13 protein-coding genes are annotated in these 14,269 nt (G+C 72.5%); 5 read left to right on the top strand and 8 right to left on the bottom strand.

Going from position 1 to position 14,269, the window contains the following annotated elements:
• The first annotated feature begins 217 nt into the window (after positions 1-217).
• Entirely contained in the window at positions 218-1,954 is a 1,737-nt protein-coding gene (locus ACFVTH_RS10865) for an MDR family MFS transporter (protein WP_387090378.1), read from the top strand.
• 10 nt (positions 1,955-1,964) lie between these two features.
• Positions 1,965-2,426 (top strand): MarR family winged helix-turn-helix transcriptional regulator, encoded by a 462-nt coding sequence (locus ACFVTH_RS10860; RefSeq protein ID WP_387090377.1) that lies wholly within the window; start codon positions 1,965-1,967, stop codon positions 2,424-2,426.
• 100 nt (positions 2,427-2,526) lie between these two features.
• On the opposite strand, the gene ACFVTH_RS10855 is transcribed toward ACFVTH_RS10860, so the two are convergent.
• The 3 genes from ACFVTH_RS10855 to ACFVTH_RS10845 form a co-directional block, all read right to left on the bottom strand.
• Positions 2,527-4,374, bottom strand: coding sequence for a Xaa-Pro dipeptidyl-peptidase (locus ACFVTH_RS10855; protein ID WP_387090374.1), 1,848 nt, complete (start codon positions 4,372-4,374; stop codon positions 2,527-2,529).
• Positions 4,375-4,659: 285 nt separating this feature from the next.
• Positions 4,660-6,285: a sensor histidine kinase gene (locus tag ACFVTH_RS10850; RefSeq protein ID WP_387090372.1), complete on the bottom strand. Its 1,626-nt coding sequence runs from the start codon at positions 6,283-6,285 to the stop codon at positions 4,660-4,662.
• Positions 6,282-7,028 carry a response regulator transcription factor gene (locus ACFVTH_RS10845; protein ID WP_387090370.1) on the bottom strand — a complete coding sequence of 249 codons (747 nt, stop codon included), beginning with the start codon at positions 7,026-7,028 and terminating at the stop codon, positions 6,282-6,284. Before ACFVTH_RS10845 ends, ACFVTH_RS10850 begins: the two co-directional genes overlap by 4 nt.
• Positions 7,029-7,238: 210 nt before the next feature.
• Between ACFVTH_RS10845 and ACFVTH_RS10840 the strand changes: the two genes are divergently transcribed.
• From ACFVTH_RS10840 to ACFVTH_RS10830, 3 genes are all read left to right on the top strand, one after another.
• Positions 7,239-8,759, top strand: a complete 1,521-nt coding sequence (locus ACFVTH_RS10840) for an ABC transporter permease (protein ID WP_387090367.1) — start codon at positions 7,239-7,241, stop codon at positions 8,757-8,759.
• 58 nt (positions 8,760-8,817) lie between these two features.
• A complete protein-coding gene (locus ACFVTH_RS10835) occupies positions 8,818-9,486 on the top strand; it encodes an ABC transporter ATP-binding protein (RefSeq protein ID WP_387090364.1) in 669 nt (222 codons plus the stop codon).
• A gap of 101 nt (positions 9,487-9,587) precedes the next feature.
• On the top strand, positions 9,588-10,352 hold the full coding sequence (locus ACFVTH_RS10830) for an amidase domain-containing protein (protein WP_387090361.1): 765 nt from the start codon (positions 9,588-9,590) through the stop codon (positions 10,350-10,352).
• Between the two features lie 51 nt (positions 10,353-10,403).
• Here the strand turns inward: ACFVTH_RS10830 and ACFVTH_RS10825 are convergent, their stop codons facing one another.
• The 5 genes from ACFVTH_RS10825 to ACFVTH_RS10805 form a co-directional block, all read right to left on the bottom strand.
• Positions 10,404-11,468 (bottom strand): alpha/beta fold hydrolase, encoded by a 1,065-nt coding sequence (locus ACFVTH_RS10825; RefSeq protein WP_387090359.1) that lies wholly within the window; start codon positions 11,466-11,468, stop codon positions 10,404-10,406.
• A 34-nt stretch (positions 11,469-11,502) separates the two neighbouring features.
• Entirely contained in the window at positions 11,503-11,877 is a 375-nt protein-coding gene (locus ACFVTH_RS10820; protein ID WP_387090357.1) for a hypothetical protein, read from the bottom strand.
• Between the two features lie 143 nt (positions 11,878-12,020).
• Positions 12,021-12,317, bottom strand: a complete 297-nt coding sequence (locus ACFVTH_RS10815; RefSeq protein WP_387090354.1) for a Dabb family protein — start codon at positions 12,315-12,317, stop codon at positions 12,021-12,023.
• Positions 12,318-12,327: 10 nt separating this feature from the next.
• Positions 12,328-13,341: a sugar phosphate isomerase/epimerase family protein gene (locus tag ACFVTH_RS10810; RefSeq protein ID WP_387090351.1), complete on the bottom strand. Its 1,014-nt coding sequence runs from the start codon at positions 13,339-13,341 to the stop codon at positions 12,328-12,330.
• Positions 13,338-14,207: a sugar phosphate isomerase/epimerase family protein gene (locus ACFVTH_RS10805; RefSeq protein ID WP_387090349.1), complete on the bottom strand. Its 870-nt coding sequence runs from the start codon at positions 14,205-14,207 to the stop codon at positions 13,338-13,340. The genes ACFVTH_RS10810 and ACFVTH_RS10805 overlap by 4 nt, the downstream gene beginning before the upstream one ends.
• Positions 14,208-14,269: the final 62 nt, after the last annotated feature.

Genomic DNA, 14,269 nt, shown 5'->3' with positions numbered 1-14,269 from the left:
GTCGCATTCGCCCGTTTTCACGAGCGCGCACGACAACCAGCGGTCTTCGGCTCCGTCAAGCGTAGCGGATGCCCCGGGCTCCGCCAAATCGGGCCGACCGCGTCCCGCGACCCGGCCCAGCCCCGACCCCGCCATCGCCCGCGCGGGAATAGTTGACCCATGTCGACAGTTGACGAATGCAACGACTTTCTCTATAGTTGATGTCGATCAACTACTTATGCAAGGAACCTCTGTGACCTCCACGCTTCCGAACGACCTCGAGACGACGACTCGTACGCCTCGGCAGGTCTTCACCGCCCTCTCGGGCCTCATCATGGGCATGTTCGTCGCCGTGCTCTCGGGCACGGTCGTCTCGACCTCGATGCCCGTCATCATCGCCGACCTCGGCGGCGACCAGTCGGCCTATACCTGGGTCATCACCGCGAGCCTGCTCGCGACCGCCGTCTCGACCCCGATCTGGGGCAAGCTCGCCGACCTCGTCGACCGAAAGATGCTGCTGCAGCTCGCGCTCGGCCTCTTCGTCGTCGGCACGGTCGTCGCGGGCTTCTCGCAGTCGACCGGCATGCTCATCGCCGTACGCGTCGTGCAGGGCCTCGGCGCCGGCGGCCTCATGTCGCTCGTCATGATCGCGGTCGCCCTCATCATCTCGCCGCGCGAGCGCGGCAAGTACATGGGCGTCGTCGGCGGCATCATGGCGCTCGCCACGATCGGCGGCCCGCTGCTCGGCGGCGTCATCACCGACGCCTTCGGCTGGCGCGCGAACTTCTTCATCGGCGTGCCCTTCGCGATCGCGGCCATCATCCTCATCCAGCGCACGCTGCACCTGCCGAAGCCCAACCGCGAGCGCGTGAAGATCGACTACCTCGGTGCGATCCTCCTCACGGTCGGCGTCTCGCTCCTCCTCATCTGGGTGTCCATGGGCGGCAACCAGTTCGAGTGGAACTCGATCGAGAGCTTCGTCATCATCGGCGTCTCCGCCGCGGCGATCATCGGCTTCATCGTCACCGAGTTCCTCGTCGAGGAACCGATCGTGCCGATGACCCTCTTCGCGAACCGCACCTTCACCCTGTCGGTGATCGCGTCGATCTCGATCGGCGTGGCGATGTTCGCGACGAGCGTCTTCCTCGCGCAGTACTTCCAGCTCGCACGCGGCGCGACCCCGACCGAGTCGGGCCTCATGACCATCCCGATGATCGTCGGCCAGATGGGCGCCTCCATCGGCATCGGCGCACTCGTCAGCCGCTTCGGCAAGTGGAAGGGCTGGATGCTCCTCGGCTCGGTGCTCACCCTCGCCGGCGTGAGCCTCATGACCACGCTCCGCTACGACACCGACTTCACGCTCGTCTCGATCTACATGTTCGTGCTCGGCGCCGGCCTCGGCATGATCATGCAGAACCTCACGCTCATCGTGCAGAACGACACCCCCGCCTCGCAGCTCGGCGCGGCGAGCTCGAACGTGAACTTCTTCCGCTCGATCGCCGGCACGATCGGCGTGACCGTGATGGGCTCGGTGCTCGCCACCCAGGTAACCGCCCACATCACCGACGGGCTGTCGAAGTTCACCCCGAGCTCGGCCGACGAGGTCGACGCGCTGAAGTCGCTCGCGAGCGGCTCGCTGCCGAAGGTCTCCGAGCTGCCCGACACGATCCGCGTGATCGTCGAGGGCTCGTACGGCCACGGCATCGCCGACGTGTTCCTCATCGCGATCCCGCTCGCGGTCATCAGCCTCATCGCGATCGCGTTCCTGCCGAACAAGCCCCTGTCGACGAAGAACGCGGCGCAGACGCTGGCCGAGGAGGCCGAGCAGGTCGCGATCGACCTCGCCGAGGCCGAGATCGCGGCGCCGGTCACCTCGTCGATCCAGCTCGTCGACGCTTCGGATGCCACGGGCGGCCGCCGCGACGAGGCGTCCGCCCGCGATGCCGGGGCCGAGGCCACGGGCGGCCGCAAGTAGCATGAGCGTCGTGACCGAGCCCACCGCCGACTCCGCCGTCGAGCCCACCGTCGACGAGGCGATCGCCCACGTGGAGGACCAGCTCTCCGTCGTCTTCGGCCGTGCCCGCACGGTGTGGAAGGAGGCGGCGCAGCAGATCCACCCCGAGCTGAACCCCGCCGGGTACAAGCTGCTGGCGACGGTCGTGCGGCTCGGTTCGACGAACGCGCACGTCCTCACCGAGCTCTTCGACATGGACAAGAGCGTCGTGAGCCGGCAGATCCGCATGCTCGAGGAGGTCGGCCTCGTCGCGAGCCGCCCCGACGAGCGCGACGGGCGGGTGCGCGTGATCGCGCCCACCCCCGAGGCGGTCGAGCGCATCACCGCGGTGCGGGCGCGCAACCAGTCGCGCCTGCACGCCGTGCTGCGCGAGCGCTCGGTCGAGGAGCTCGAGCTGTTCGCCGAGATGCTCGGCGGCCTCGCCGAGGCGTAGCCGTCACTCCGACGCTGAAGGAGCGTATCGAGACCCCCGGGTCTCGATACGCTCCTTCGTCATTGCCGGCCGCCCGAGCGGCGGGTCGCAGTGCGCCGGTTCAGCCGGCGTGCAGCGACTGCTGCAGCGCGCCCATGCCGCCGACGAGCGGCAGGTGCACCGTCGACTTCGACGGGTCGAGCGTGAGCGTCGTGCCCGGGGCCGGGCGCACGGTGAACTCGTGGTCGCTCGAGAGCACGACGAGCCCGATCTGCGATCCGGCCGAGAACACGTAGTCCTTCGGTTCGAGCTCGAACGCGAAGTCGTACGCGCGGCCGGGGGTGATCGGGTCGGTCACCGCGGCCGAGTTGCGGTTCTCCACGTCCATCCACCCGCGGGTGATGATCTTCGGCGCGCCGGTCGTCGGGTACTCGACGAGCAGCGCCGTGAGGTTCGCCTTCTCCCGGTCGACCGAGAGGCGCAGCGATACCGAGGGCGTGCCCGAGAGGCGCATCGGCTCCCCCAGCACCTCGGTGCGGTAGGCGAGCCGGTTCGGCGAGGACGCCGCCGCCGCGAGGTCGGCGGCGAGGAGGCTCGCGTCGTCGACGAGGTCCTCGCTCGCCTTCGACCCCGAACGCGAGACCGCGATCGTGCCGACGCCGTCGGCCTCGGCCGCACCGCCGAGCTTCAGCTTGACCTGCTCGGCCGCCGGGTCGGGCCACTCGGCGTACTCGGTGAGGGTGCGGTCCTCGCGGACGACGTACGCCTTCGGCAACGCCTCGACGCCGTTCTCGACGTCGTAGAGGTACCGGGTGAACCAGCGGTTCAGCAGCGTGTCGTTCGGGTTGCCGCCGTGACCGCCCTGGTGCAGGTAGATCTGGTGCGGCACGTCGTTCGCCTTGAGCTCCTCGTAGAGGTCGGCGGCGTTCTTCGTCATGACGTTCCAGTCGTTGAGCCCGTGCGCGACGAGGGTCGCGGCCGAGATCCGATCGGCGGTCGCGAGGTAGTCGCGCTCGGCCCAGAAGGGGCTCTCGTCGCCGGTGACGCGGTCCTGGTTCGCCCGCAGCTCGTCGATGACCGGCTGGCAGATCTCCTGGTCGAAGCGGGTGTAGACGTAGTCGGCGAGCACGTCGAGGTCCTCGCCCTGGTAGCCGCCGGGCGCTCGCACCGCGCCGTTCGCGCGGTAGTAGTCGTACCAGTTCGAGATCGCCGAGACCGGCACGATCGCGTCGAGCCCCTCGACGCCGGTCGAGGCGACGCCGATGGGCAGCGTGCCGTTGTACGAGGTGCCGATCATGCCGACGCTGCCCGTCGTCCAGTCGGCGGCGACCTCCGTCGTGCGTTCGGGACTGGTGTAGGCCGTCGCACGGCCGTTCAGCCAGTCGACGACGGCCTTGCCCGCGAGCGACTCGTTGGTGCCGCCCGAGGTCGGGCAGCCCTCGGACCAGCCGCTGCCGAAGCCCTCGGCGTGCACGACGGCGAAGCCGCGGGGCACCCAGGTGTTCTCGAGCGAACGCGAGATGGTCGGGCTCGTGCGGTTGCGCGGCACGTAGGCGGGCCACGGCTCCTTCTCGCTCGGCGGGTCGCCGATCTCGTGGTCGACCGACCAGTTCGTGACCTGCGAACCGCCGGCGTAGTACGGGCTGAGCTCCATCAGCACCGGGACCTTGAGGTCGGCGCTCTCGGTCTCGGGGACCCGGCTCACGTCGATGTGCACGAGGTCGGGCAGGCCGTCGCGGTCGGAGTCGACCTCGCTCTCGACCCAGGCCTCCTCGTGCACCCACTCGGCCGAGTTCTTGGTGAAGACGGCCTGCGAGAGGCCGTCGACGAAGGTCGGCTCGGCCGGCTCGGGGCTCGCGTACGCCGGCGACGCGATCGCGACGCCCGCGCAGGCGAGCGCGGCCGTCATGGCGACGGCGACGCGATGACCGCGTCGCCGCCCTGCGGTGGTAGGTACCGCTCGGATCATGCGGATGCTCCTTCGGTGGTTCCGGGGCGCAGGCCTCCCCCCGCGCCCGGCGCGGTGCCACCGCCCCGTGGCTGCTCCACACGCTACGGGCGCGCGAGCGCGACACGCCAGAGCGAGGGCAGGGCCGTGCCGGGCCGCGGGCCTGCGCCCGAGAGCCGACCGTACGCCGCAGTATTCAGGACGTGCGCCCCGATGGCGCCCAGGTCGAGGGCATCGACCCGCTCATCCTGAGAAGTGCGGGGCGGCGCGGGCGGGCGAACCGGCGGCGAGTGCGAGCGATCCGCGCTACTCGGCGGCCCCGGCCGACGTCGGCGCGGGCGCGGGCGTCGACACGGGCGCTGCGGCCGTCGCGAGCGGCAGCTCCACCGTGAAGACGGTGCGGCCCGGTTCGCTCGCGACCTCGACCGTGCCGTGGTGCGCCTCGACCACGGCGCGCACGATGGCGAGGCCGAGGCCCGTCGATCCGGCGCGGCGCGAGCGCGAGGCATCCCCGCGTGCGAACCGCTCGAAGAGCGTGGCGCGCACCGACTCGTCGATGCCGGGGCCGTCGTCGACCACCTCGAGTCGGGCGCGGTCGCCGGTCGCCCGGAGCCGGGCCACGACCTCGGTGCCGGCGGGAGTGTGCACGCGGGCGTTCGCGAGGAGGTTCGCGAGCACCTGCCGCAGGCGCGCGTCGTCGCCCGAGACCTCGACGTCGTCGTCGGGCGCGTCGACCGACCACTCGTGGTCGGGGCCGGCGGCCTGCGCGTCGCCGACCGCGTCGACCACGATCGCCCGCAGGTCGACCCGGCCGTGCACGAGCTCGCGACCCTCGTCGAGCCGGGCGAGCAGCAGCAGGTCCTCGACGAGCCCGGTCATGCGCAGCGACTCAGACTCGATCCGGGACAGCGCATGCACGACGTCGTCGGGCAGCTCGCCGCCGTGGAGGCGCGTGAGCTCGGCGTAGCCGCGGATCGACGCGAGCGGGGTGCGCAGCTCGTGCGAGGCGTCGGCGACGAAGCGGCGCACCTTCTGCTCGCTCTGCTCGCGGGCGGTGAGGGCGGAGGCCACGTGGCCGAGCATGCGGTTGAACGCGGAGCCGAGCCGGCCGACCTCGGTGCCGTCGTCGTCGACGTCGACCCGCTCGGCGAGCGCGACGTCGCCGCGGTCGAGCGGCAGCTCGGAGACGCGCTGCGCGGTCGCGGTGACGCGTTCGAGCGGGCTGAGCGCCCTGGCGACGATGACCGAGCCGAGCCCGAGCGCGACGACGAGCCCCGCGAGCGCGACGATCGTGATGGTCAGGGCGAGCTGCGAGCTGTCGGCGTTCACCTCGGCGAGCGGCAGGGCGAGCACGATCCGCACGCCCTCCCAGTCGGTCTGCTCGAGTGCGAGCGCGCGGTAGTCGCCGAGCTCTCCCACCCGGATCGAGTGCGGTTCGCCGTCGGTCGGCACCGCCGCGAGCACCTCGGCGAGGTCGGCGTGGAGGTCGAGCACGCGGCCGCCCTCGGTGATGTACCCGGCCCTCGTCTCGCCGTCGGCGGGCACGAGCGCGGCGAGGGTGCCGGCCTCCTGGCCGGGGATGTTGAGCACGAGCGACGGCGCCGCCGAGGGGTCGCCGGGGAAGCCGGGCGGCTGGCCCGAGATCGCGAGGTTCGCGCGCGAGATCGTCGAGTCGAGGTTCGCGTCGAGCCGGGCGACCGAGGAGCTGTGGAACACGGCGACGCTCACGAGGCCGACGACCGCGCTCACGGCGACGAGCAGCGCGGCGACGATGAGGAGGAGCCGGCGACGCAGGGTCCACGGGTGTCGGTGCGGGGCGTCCACGTCGTCGGGGGCGCCGAGCGCGTCGACCGCCCCCGTCGAACCGGTCGCGACCGCCGCGCTCGCCTCGCGCGAGGCGGCGGCGTGCCCCGGGTCGCCGGGCCGGGTCATCCGGCGGCCTTCAGCATGTACCCGGCACCGCGGACCGTGTGGATCATGGGCTCGCGGCCGGCGTCGACCTTCTTGCGCAGGTACGAGATGTAGAGCTCGACGACCGACTCCTTGCCGCCGAAGTCGTACGACCAGACGCGATCGAGGATCTGCGCCTTCGAGAGCACGCGGCGGGGGTTGCGCATGAGGTAGCGGAGCAGCTCGAACTCGGTCGCGGTGAGCTCGATGGGCTCGCCCGCACGCGCGACCTCGTAGGAGTCCTCGTCGAGGGTGAGGTCGCCGACGGCGAGCACCGGGTCCTTCGCCTGGGCGAGCGTGAGCGTCGAACGGCGGATGAGTCCGCGCAGGCGCGCCACGACCTCCTCGAGGCTGAACGGCTTCGTGACGTAGTCGTCGCCGCCCGCGGTGAGCCCGGCGATGCGGTCGTCGAGCGAGTCCTTCGCGGTGAGGAACAGCACGGGGGTCTCGGTGCCGTCGGCGCGCACGCGCTGCAGCACCTCGAGCCCGTCGAAGTCGGGGAGCATGATGTCGAGCACGATCGCGTCGGGCCGGAACTCGCGGGCGATGCGCACCGCGCTGTGGCCGTCGGCGGCGGTGCGCACGTCCCAGCCCTCGTACTTCAGCGCCATCTTGAGCAGCTCGGTGAGCGAGTGCTCGTCGTCGACCACGAGCACGCGCACCATCGACCCGTCGCCCTTGACGATGGCGGGCGCGCGGTGGGGGGTTGCGGGAGTCGTGGTCATGATTCCAGTATCCGCACCCGGCTATGCGTTTCCTATGACTCCGATGGGCGGATGCCCCGTGCCGGCGCAGCACAGGCGGTCATAGCCGGGTCATAGTCCTGCCATGGGGCGGGCACAGCGCGGCTGCCTACCGTCGCGATCGGCGATCCGTCCGGGTCGCCAGTCCCGGCCCCGTCCGACCACCCGCCCTCCGACCCCCTGAGGATGCCCATGTTCTTCACCTACCTCCGGCGCGAGCTCGCCGGTCGCCGCCGGCAGACGGCGATCATCGCCATCGGCATGGCGCTCGCGATCGCGCTCGTCATCATCGTCGACTCGATCGCCTCGGGGGTGAAGGCCGCGCAGGCCTCCGTGCTCGAGTCGGTCTACGGCGTCGGCACCGACATCACCGTGGCCCAGTCGCCCACCCCGCCCGGGGAGGGCGAGGGCGGCGGCCCCCGGTTCGAGTTCGACGCGGGCGCCGGCACCACGAGCGACGGCACCACGGAGCTCAGCCAGTCGCGGCTCAGCGCGGGCTTCGGCTCGAGCACCTTCGACGATGGCGCCCTCGTAACCGTGCAGGGCATCGACGACGTCGCCGCGGCCGCGGCGACGCTGTCGCTCACCAACACGACCTTCAACGGCGAGCTGCCCGACCTCAGCCGGATGCAAGGCGCCGACGGCGGACCCTCGACCGACGGGGAGGGCGGGCAGGCCGCGCCGCCGCAGGGCGGCCCCGACGGCGCCGGCGGCAGCGCCTTCGACGTCGACTCGTTCACCGTGCTCGGCCTCGACCCCGCGGCCGACGCGATCGGCCCGCTCTCGGCGGTCTCCCTCTCCGAGGGCCGCGCGCTCGATGCGGACGACGCCGGCGAGGACGTGGCCGTGCTCGACGCCGACTACGCGACGAGCGCCGAGCTCTCGGTCGGCGACACGATCGACCTCGGCGGCACCGGGTTCGAGGTCGTCGGCACCGTGACCGCCAACGCCGCCGACTCGGCGAGCGCGTCGAACGTGTACATCCCGCTCGACGTGGCCCAGGCCCTCTCCGGCGAGGACGGCATGATCTCGAACGTCTACGTGCAGGCGGCGTCGTCGACCGACATCCCGCAGGTCCAGGCCGACATCGAGGCGGCGCTGCCCGACGCGACCGTGTCGACGCAGGAGGAGCTCGCGTCGAGCGTCTCGGGCTCGCTCTCGACGGCGTCGAGCCTCGTGTCGAACCTCGGGCTCTGGCTCTCGCTCGCCGTGCTCGTGGCGGCGTTCCTCATCGCCATCCTCTTCACCGTCTCGGGCGTGACCCGGCGCACCCGCGAGTTCGGCACCCTGAAGGCGATCGGCTGGTCGAACAGTCGCGTCGTCGGCCAGGTGGCGGGCGAGTCGCTCGTGCAGGGCCTCATCGGCGGCGCCGGCGGCGTCCTCATCGGCCTGCTGGGCATCGCCGTCGTCAACCTGCTCGCCCCGACCCTGTCGGGCGGCGCCGCGAGCGGCGGCTTCGACCTCGCCTCCGGCCCCGGCGGCGCTGGTGGCCCCGGCGAGACGAGCGGCGACGCGGCCGGCGGGCGGGCGTTCGGCCCCATGGGCCAGACCGCCGCGGCGACCACCGAGGTCGCCCTCAACGCCCCCGTCACGGTGTCGGTCATCGCGATCGCCGTCGGCATCGCCGTCCTCGGCGGCCTCCTCGCGGGCGCGATCGGCGGCTGGCGAGCCGCACGCCTTCGCCCCGCCGAGGCGCTCAGGAGCGTCGGCTGACGGGCGGGCGCCCGCCCCGCGACATCCCCTCATCGAAACGACCATCACGGAGCAGACCATGTACACCCTCACCCAGCTCACGAAGACCTACCGGCAGGGCGACCGCACGGTGCACGCCCTGAAGCACGTCGACCTCGCGATCGGCACGGGCGAGCACGTCGCGATCCAGGGGCCGACGGGCGGCGGCAAGTCGACGCTGCTGCAGATGCTCGGCGGTCTCGACCGGCCGACCTCGGGCACGATCAGCCTCGGCGACGACGAGATCTCGAAGATGCCCGACGCGAGGCTCGCGAAGATCCGCGCGAAGGAGATCGGGTTCGTCTTCCAGAACTTCAACCTGATCCCGACGCTCACCGCGCAGGAGAACGTCGAGACCGCGCTCGAACCCCTCGGCGTCGCCGGCCGCGAGCGGGCCGAACGCGCCGCGGCGGCGCTCGCCTCGGTCGGGCTCGCCGATCGCGCCGGCCACCTGCCGAGCGAGCTCTCGGGCGGCCAGCAGCAGCGGGTCGCGATCGCCCGTGCGCTCGTGAAGGAGCCCGAGGTGCTGCTCGCCGACGAGCCGACGGGCGCCCTCGACGAGGAGACCCGCGACGAGATCCTCGAGCTCCTCGAGGGGCTCCGCCGCGACCGCGGGCTGACGCTCGTCGTCGTCACCCACGATTCGGCGGTCGCCCGCCGCGCCGAGCGCCGCCTCCACATCACGGCGGGCACGGTCACCGAGCGCTGAGCACGACGCGGGTGCCCCGGGCCGCGGGTCGGGCCGGGGCATCCGCGTGCGACCGCCGAGTCCTGAGCGAACGCCCGCCGAAGCGACGTACGGTGGATCGAGTGGATGACCTGAACACGAGCGGCGGGGTCGCCGAGGCGACCCGCGACGGCGGGGCGGAGCCGACGGCGCCGCGCCCCTCGACGGGTCCCGGACGATGGGTGTACCTCCGCCGTCGCCTGCTCGTCGGCGGCGCGCTGCTGGCGGTGCTCGCGCTCCTCGTCTGGGCGGTCGCCGCCGTCGTGGGCGCGGTCGTCGCGGCCAACGCCCCGCGCGGACCGGGCACGCAGGGCGGCGACGGCAGTCATCCGAACGCGGCGGCCCTCGAGCTCGACCCCGAGCTGCCCGCCCCCGTGCTGCGCCAGCTCGAGTACGTGCGCGAGCACTGGGACGCCGACGAGAGCGAGCGCTACGGCGTGCTCGGCGACGACGACTGCGTGAACTTCGCCTCGCAGTCGCTCATCGAGCGCGGCTGGCTGCCCGACGACGAGTGGTGGTACTCGGAGGACGGCGACGCCTACGCCCATTCCCCCGCCTGGCGCTCGTCGACCCTGTTCCGCGACTACCTCGCCGCGCACCCCGAGCGGGCGACGGCGCTCGGCGACGCGCAGCGCGCGCAGGTGAAGCCGGGCGATATCGTGCAGTTCGACTGGGACGCCTCGGGCGACCGCGACCACACCGCGATCGTCACCGCGGTCATCGAGGACGAGGACGGGAACGTCGACGTCTTCTACGGCGGCCACACGGATGCCACGTGGGACCGCTCGGTCGACGACCACCCGCGGCATCCCGAGACGCAGGTGAGCTACTGGAGCATCGCCGGCTGAGCGGGACCGGGCCCAGGCGCACGTGCGATCCGCGGGCGGGCTGCGGTCGCGTCAGATGAGGTCGTGCCGCACGGCCCATGCGGCCGCAGCGGCCCGTGAGGGGACCCCGAGCTTCGTGCGGATGTTCGCGAGATGCCGGTGCACCGTGTGGGGGCTCAGCAGGAGACGCGCGGCGATCTCGGCGTCGGTGTCGCCCCGGGCGACGAGCCGCAGCACCTCCCGCTCGCGCGCGGTGAGGCGGGCGGCACCGGATGGCCCCGGCCTCGGTCCGGCGCTCGGCGCCTCGACCGGCGCGCCGAGGAAGGCGAGGGTCTCGCGCGCGACGGAGTCGGCGTCGCCCCGCCACGGGAAGTGGTCGTCGCCCTCGAGCCCCACGAACCGCGCGTCGCGGATCCGCGCGGCCACGTCATTGCCGAGCGCGAACGGGATCGCCCGGTCGCCGCGGCGGTGCAGCACGAGCGTCGGCGCGCGGACGTCGGCGAGGTGCGGTGTCGCATCGACCCCGTAGACCGCACGGAGCGAGGCGAGTGCGACCTCCCGCGAGGCCGACCTCCGCTGGTACTCGACGAACTCGGCACGCTCCTCGGCCGTCGCGCCCGGCAGGAACAGGTCCGCCAGTACCCGCGATCCGAGGCCCCAGTGCTGTTCGATGACGCCGAGCATCGCCGCCCGGGCGGGCGGCGGCGCGAGGTCGGCCCCACGGGCGTACGTGCCGTAGAGCACGAGGCGATCGACGCGTCCGGGATGCCGCGCCGAGAACAGCGAGGCGACCGCGCCGCCCGACGAGCCGCCGAACAGGGCGATCGGCTCCCCCGCGCATGCGTCCGCGGCCGCGTCGACGACCGCCTCGAGCACCGCGAGCTCCTCGTCGAGGGTGCCGGCAGGCGCGGCGTCCCGATCGGACCTCCCCGTGCCGGGGCGGTCGTAGCGGATGACCGTGCGGTGGCGCGCGAACTGCTCGACGAAGCGCCGGAACCCCGCGTCGCGCCAGTCGAGCTCCAGGTCGCTCGACCACCAGCCGCCGATCACGAGGGGCGGTCCGGCACCGACGGCCGACCACGCGATCGAACGGCCGTCGAGCTCCGCATGGTGGATCACCTGGTCTTCAGGTCGCACGGCGCAAGTCTACGAACGCGAGGGACGCTCGGCACTACCTCGCGAGCGACGGCTGCGCACCGGCGGCGAGCGCGCGCACCCGTTCGACCTCGACGAGATGCTCGCGGAGCAGGGCGCGCGCACCCGAGAACTCCCGGGTGTCCGCGGCGTTGACGAGCACGGGCACGTACTCGCCGGGCAGCAGCAGCTCGTCACGGTCGCCCTCGGGGGCGCGGACGACGCGGAGCAGGCCGGCGCCGGCCTGCTCCTCGAGCCAGACGCGGCCGCTCGGCTCGGGCACCCCGGCCAGCTCGGCGAACGTCTCGGCGTCGACGGGGCCGGCGTCGAAGAGCACGCGGTAGTAGCCGCGCGCGCGTCCGACGGCGATCGAGTCGGCGATGCTGCCGGCGGATTCGGATGGGGTGTTCATCGGTGGCTCCCTCGGATCGGTGCGTCGCCGGTTCGCGACGCTCCGATTCCACCGCCGACGACGCGCCGTGCGCATCGCGTGTCCGGGCCAGTCCGGCCTGGCCCGTTCAGGCCACGACGTCGGCGCGCGGGCTCCCCCGCCGTTCAGAGCCGCTCGAAGTCGTACTCCTGGAACTCGGCGACCTCGGGCACCCACCGGCCCTCGACGAAGCCGACGTGGGCGGGGTGCGCGTTGTAGGCGTCGTAGGCCGCCTGGTCGGCGAACACTATGCCGAAGCGGTGGGTGTACGCGCTCTTCGGGCTGACCTGGCGGCTGATCGCGAAGTCCGCGACCCCGGGGATGCCGGTGAGCGTCTCGCGGGCGGTGTCGAAGAACTCCTGCTCGGCGGCCGAGCCGGGCTCGTGGACGAGCCGGAAGACGACGGTGTGCTCGATGGGCATGCGGCGACTCCTACTGGTTCGAGAAGGCCGCGTCGAACGAGGCCGTCGGTCGGGGGAAGAGCTTCGACCGGATGAAGCCGACGGCCTCGGCCGCGCCGTGCAGGCGGTCCATGCCGGCGTCCTCCCACTCGACCGAGATCGGGCCGGTGTAGCCGATCGCGTCGAGCGCGCGGAACGCGTCCTCCCAGGGCACGTCGCCGTGCCCCGTCGAGACGAAGTCCCACCCGCGGCGCGGGTCGCCCCACGGCAGGTGCGACCCGAGGATGCCGGGGCGGCCGGTGGCCGGGCGCATCCGGGTGTCCTTGCAGTCGACGTGGTAGATCCGGTCCTTGAAGTCCCAGATGAAGCCGACGGGGTCGATCCCCTGCCACATCATGTGCGACGGGTCCCAGTTGAAGCCGAACGCCTCGCGGCGGCCGATGGCCTCGAGGCTGCGCACCGAGGTCCAGTAGTCGTAGGCGATCTCCGACGGGTGCACCTCGTGCGCGAAGCGCACGCCCTCGGCGTCGAACACGTCGAGGATGGGGTTCCAGCGGTTCGCGAAGTCCTCGTAGCCGCCCTCGATGACCGAGGCCGGCACGGGCGGGAACATCGCGACGTACTGCCAGATCGCCGAGCCCGTGAAGCCGACGACGGTGTCGACGCCGAGCTTCCGCGCGACCCGTGCCGCGCGCTTCATGTCGTCGGCCGCGCGCTGCCTGACGCCCTCGGCGTCGCCGTCGCCCCACGTGTACGGGCGGACGATCGCCTCGTGGCGGAAGTCGATCGGGTCGTCGCAGACCGCCTGCCCCGTGAGGTGGTTCGAGATGGCGAACACCTCGAGGCCGTGCCGCTTCAGGATCTCCTGACGCTCGGCGAGGTAGCCGGGCTCCTCCTCGGCGAGCTTCAGGTCGAGGTGGTCGCCCGAGCAGGCGATCTCGAGGCCGTCGTAGCCCCACTCGGCGGCGAGGCGTGCGACCTCGGCGAAGGGCAGGTCGGCCCACTGTCCGGTGAAGAGCGTGACGGGGTGCGTGGAGGCGGTCATGCCGGGTTCCTTTCGTCCTGCAGCGCGGTCAGGTATCGGATGCTCCGTGCCGCGAGCTCGTCCTGCGTGGGAGCGAGCGGGCGCCACACCGACGCGGCGACCGCGATCGTCGCGTTCTCGCCCGTGAAGCTCTCGAGCCCGAGCGCGCCCGCGTACCCGACGTCGTCGAGTGCGTCGAGGAACGCGGGCCAGTCGAGGTGGTCGTCACCGACGGCGCCGCGGTCGTTGCCGCACACCTGCACGTAGGCGAGGTGCTCCCCCGCGGCGCGGATCGCGTCGCCGATCGACTTCTCCTCGATGTTCAGGTGGTAGCTGTCGAGCGCGAGCCCGAGGCCGGGGCCGAGCAGCGGCCCGAGCGCCTCGAGGGCCTGCTCGACCGTGTTCACGAGACTCGTCTCGTAGCGGTTCAGGGGCTCGATCGCGAGCCGGATGCCACGGGCCTCCGCCTGCCGGACGACGGGTGCGAGGCTCGCCCGCAGCTCGTGGTACCGGGCCTCGCGCTCCTCGGCGTCCATGCGCCACGCACGACCCGTGGCCGCCGTGAAGGGGCCGGCGACGACCGGCGAGCCGAGCCGCTCGGCGACGCCGAGGCAGTGCACGAGGTAGTTCTGCGTGGCGACGATCTCGGAACCGGGCGCCGCGACGAGGTTGCGGCCGGGGCCCATGGCGCCGATCACGATCGGGGCGAGGCGGTGCTCCGCCAGCAGTTCGGCTGCGGCATCCGGCGACCAGTCGCCCGGGCTCTCGACCGGCAGCTCGATCGCGCCGAAGCCGAGCTCGGCCGCCTTGGCGGCGAGCGCGGGAAGGTTCTCGTCGGTGAGGGGGGAAGCCCACACCCAGGTGTTGACGCCGATCGTGCGGCGCATGCTGCCTCCTTGCAGATGCGGTGGTCGAGGAGCGATGTCTCGCTCCTCGACCACCGTACTCA

The sequence above is a fragment of the Agromyces sp. NPDC058104 genome, assembly GCF_042884835.1.
Taxonomy (GTDB): domain Bacteria; phylum Actinomycetota; class Actinomycetes; order Actinomycetales; family Microbacteriaceae; genus Agromyces.
This window is presented reverse-complemented; position numbering and strand designations above follow the sequence as displayed.

Excerpts from the sequence above, each read along its gene's own strand:
- ACFVTH_RS10805 (WP_387090349.1), bottom strand. The coding sequence starts at position 14,207 with ATGCGCCGCACGATCGGCGTCAACACCTGGGTGTGGGCTTCCCCCCTC.
- ACFVTH_RS10850 (WP_387090372.1), bottom strand. The coding sequence starts at position 6,285 with ATGACCCGGCCCGGCGACCCGGGGCACGCCGCCGCCTCGCGCGAGGCG.
- ACFVTH_RS10845 (WP_387090370.1), bottom strand. The coding sequence starts at position 7,028 with ATGACCACGACTCCCGCAACCCCCCACCGCGCGCCCGCCATCGTCAAG.
- ACFVTH_RS10865 (WP_387090378.1), top strand. The coding sequence starts at position 218 with ATGCAAGGAACCTCTGTGACCTCCACGCTTCCGAACGACCTCGAGACG.
- ACFVTH_RS10810 (WP_387090351.1), bottom strand. The coding sequence starts at position 13,341 with ATGACCGCCTCCACGCACCCCGTCACGCTCTTCACCGGACAGTGGGCC.
- ACFVTH_RS10835 (WP_387090364.1), top strand. The coding sequence starts at position 8,818 with ATGTACACCCTCACCCAGCTCACGAAGACCTACCGGCAGGGCGACCGC.
- ACFVTH_RS10815 (WP_387090354.1), bottom strand. The coding sequence starts at position 12,317 with ATGCCCATCGAGCACACCGTCGTCTTCCGGCTCGTCCACGAGCCCGGC.
- ACFVTH_RS10820 (WP_387090357.1), bottom strand. The coding sequence starts at position 11,877 with ATGAACACCCCATCCGAATCCGCCGGCAGCATCGCCGACTCGATCGCC.
- ACFVTH_RS10840 (WP_387090367.1), top strand. The coding sequence starts at position 7,239 with ATGTTCTTCACCTACCTCCGGCGCGAGCTCGCCGGTCGCCGCCGGCAG.
- ACFVTH_RS10855 (WP_387090374.1), bottom strand. The coding sequence starts at position 4,374 with ATGATCCGAGCGGTACCTACCACCGCAGGGCGGCGACGCGGTCATCGC.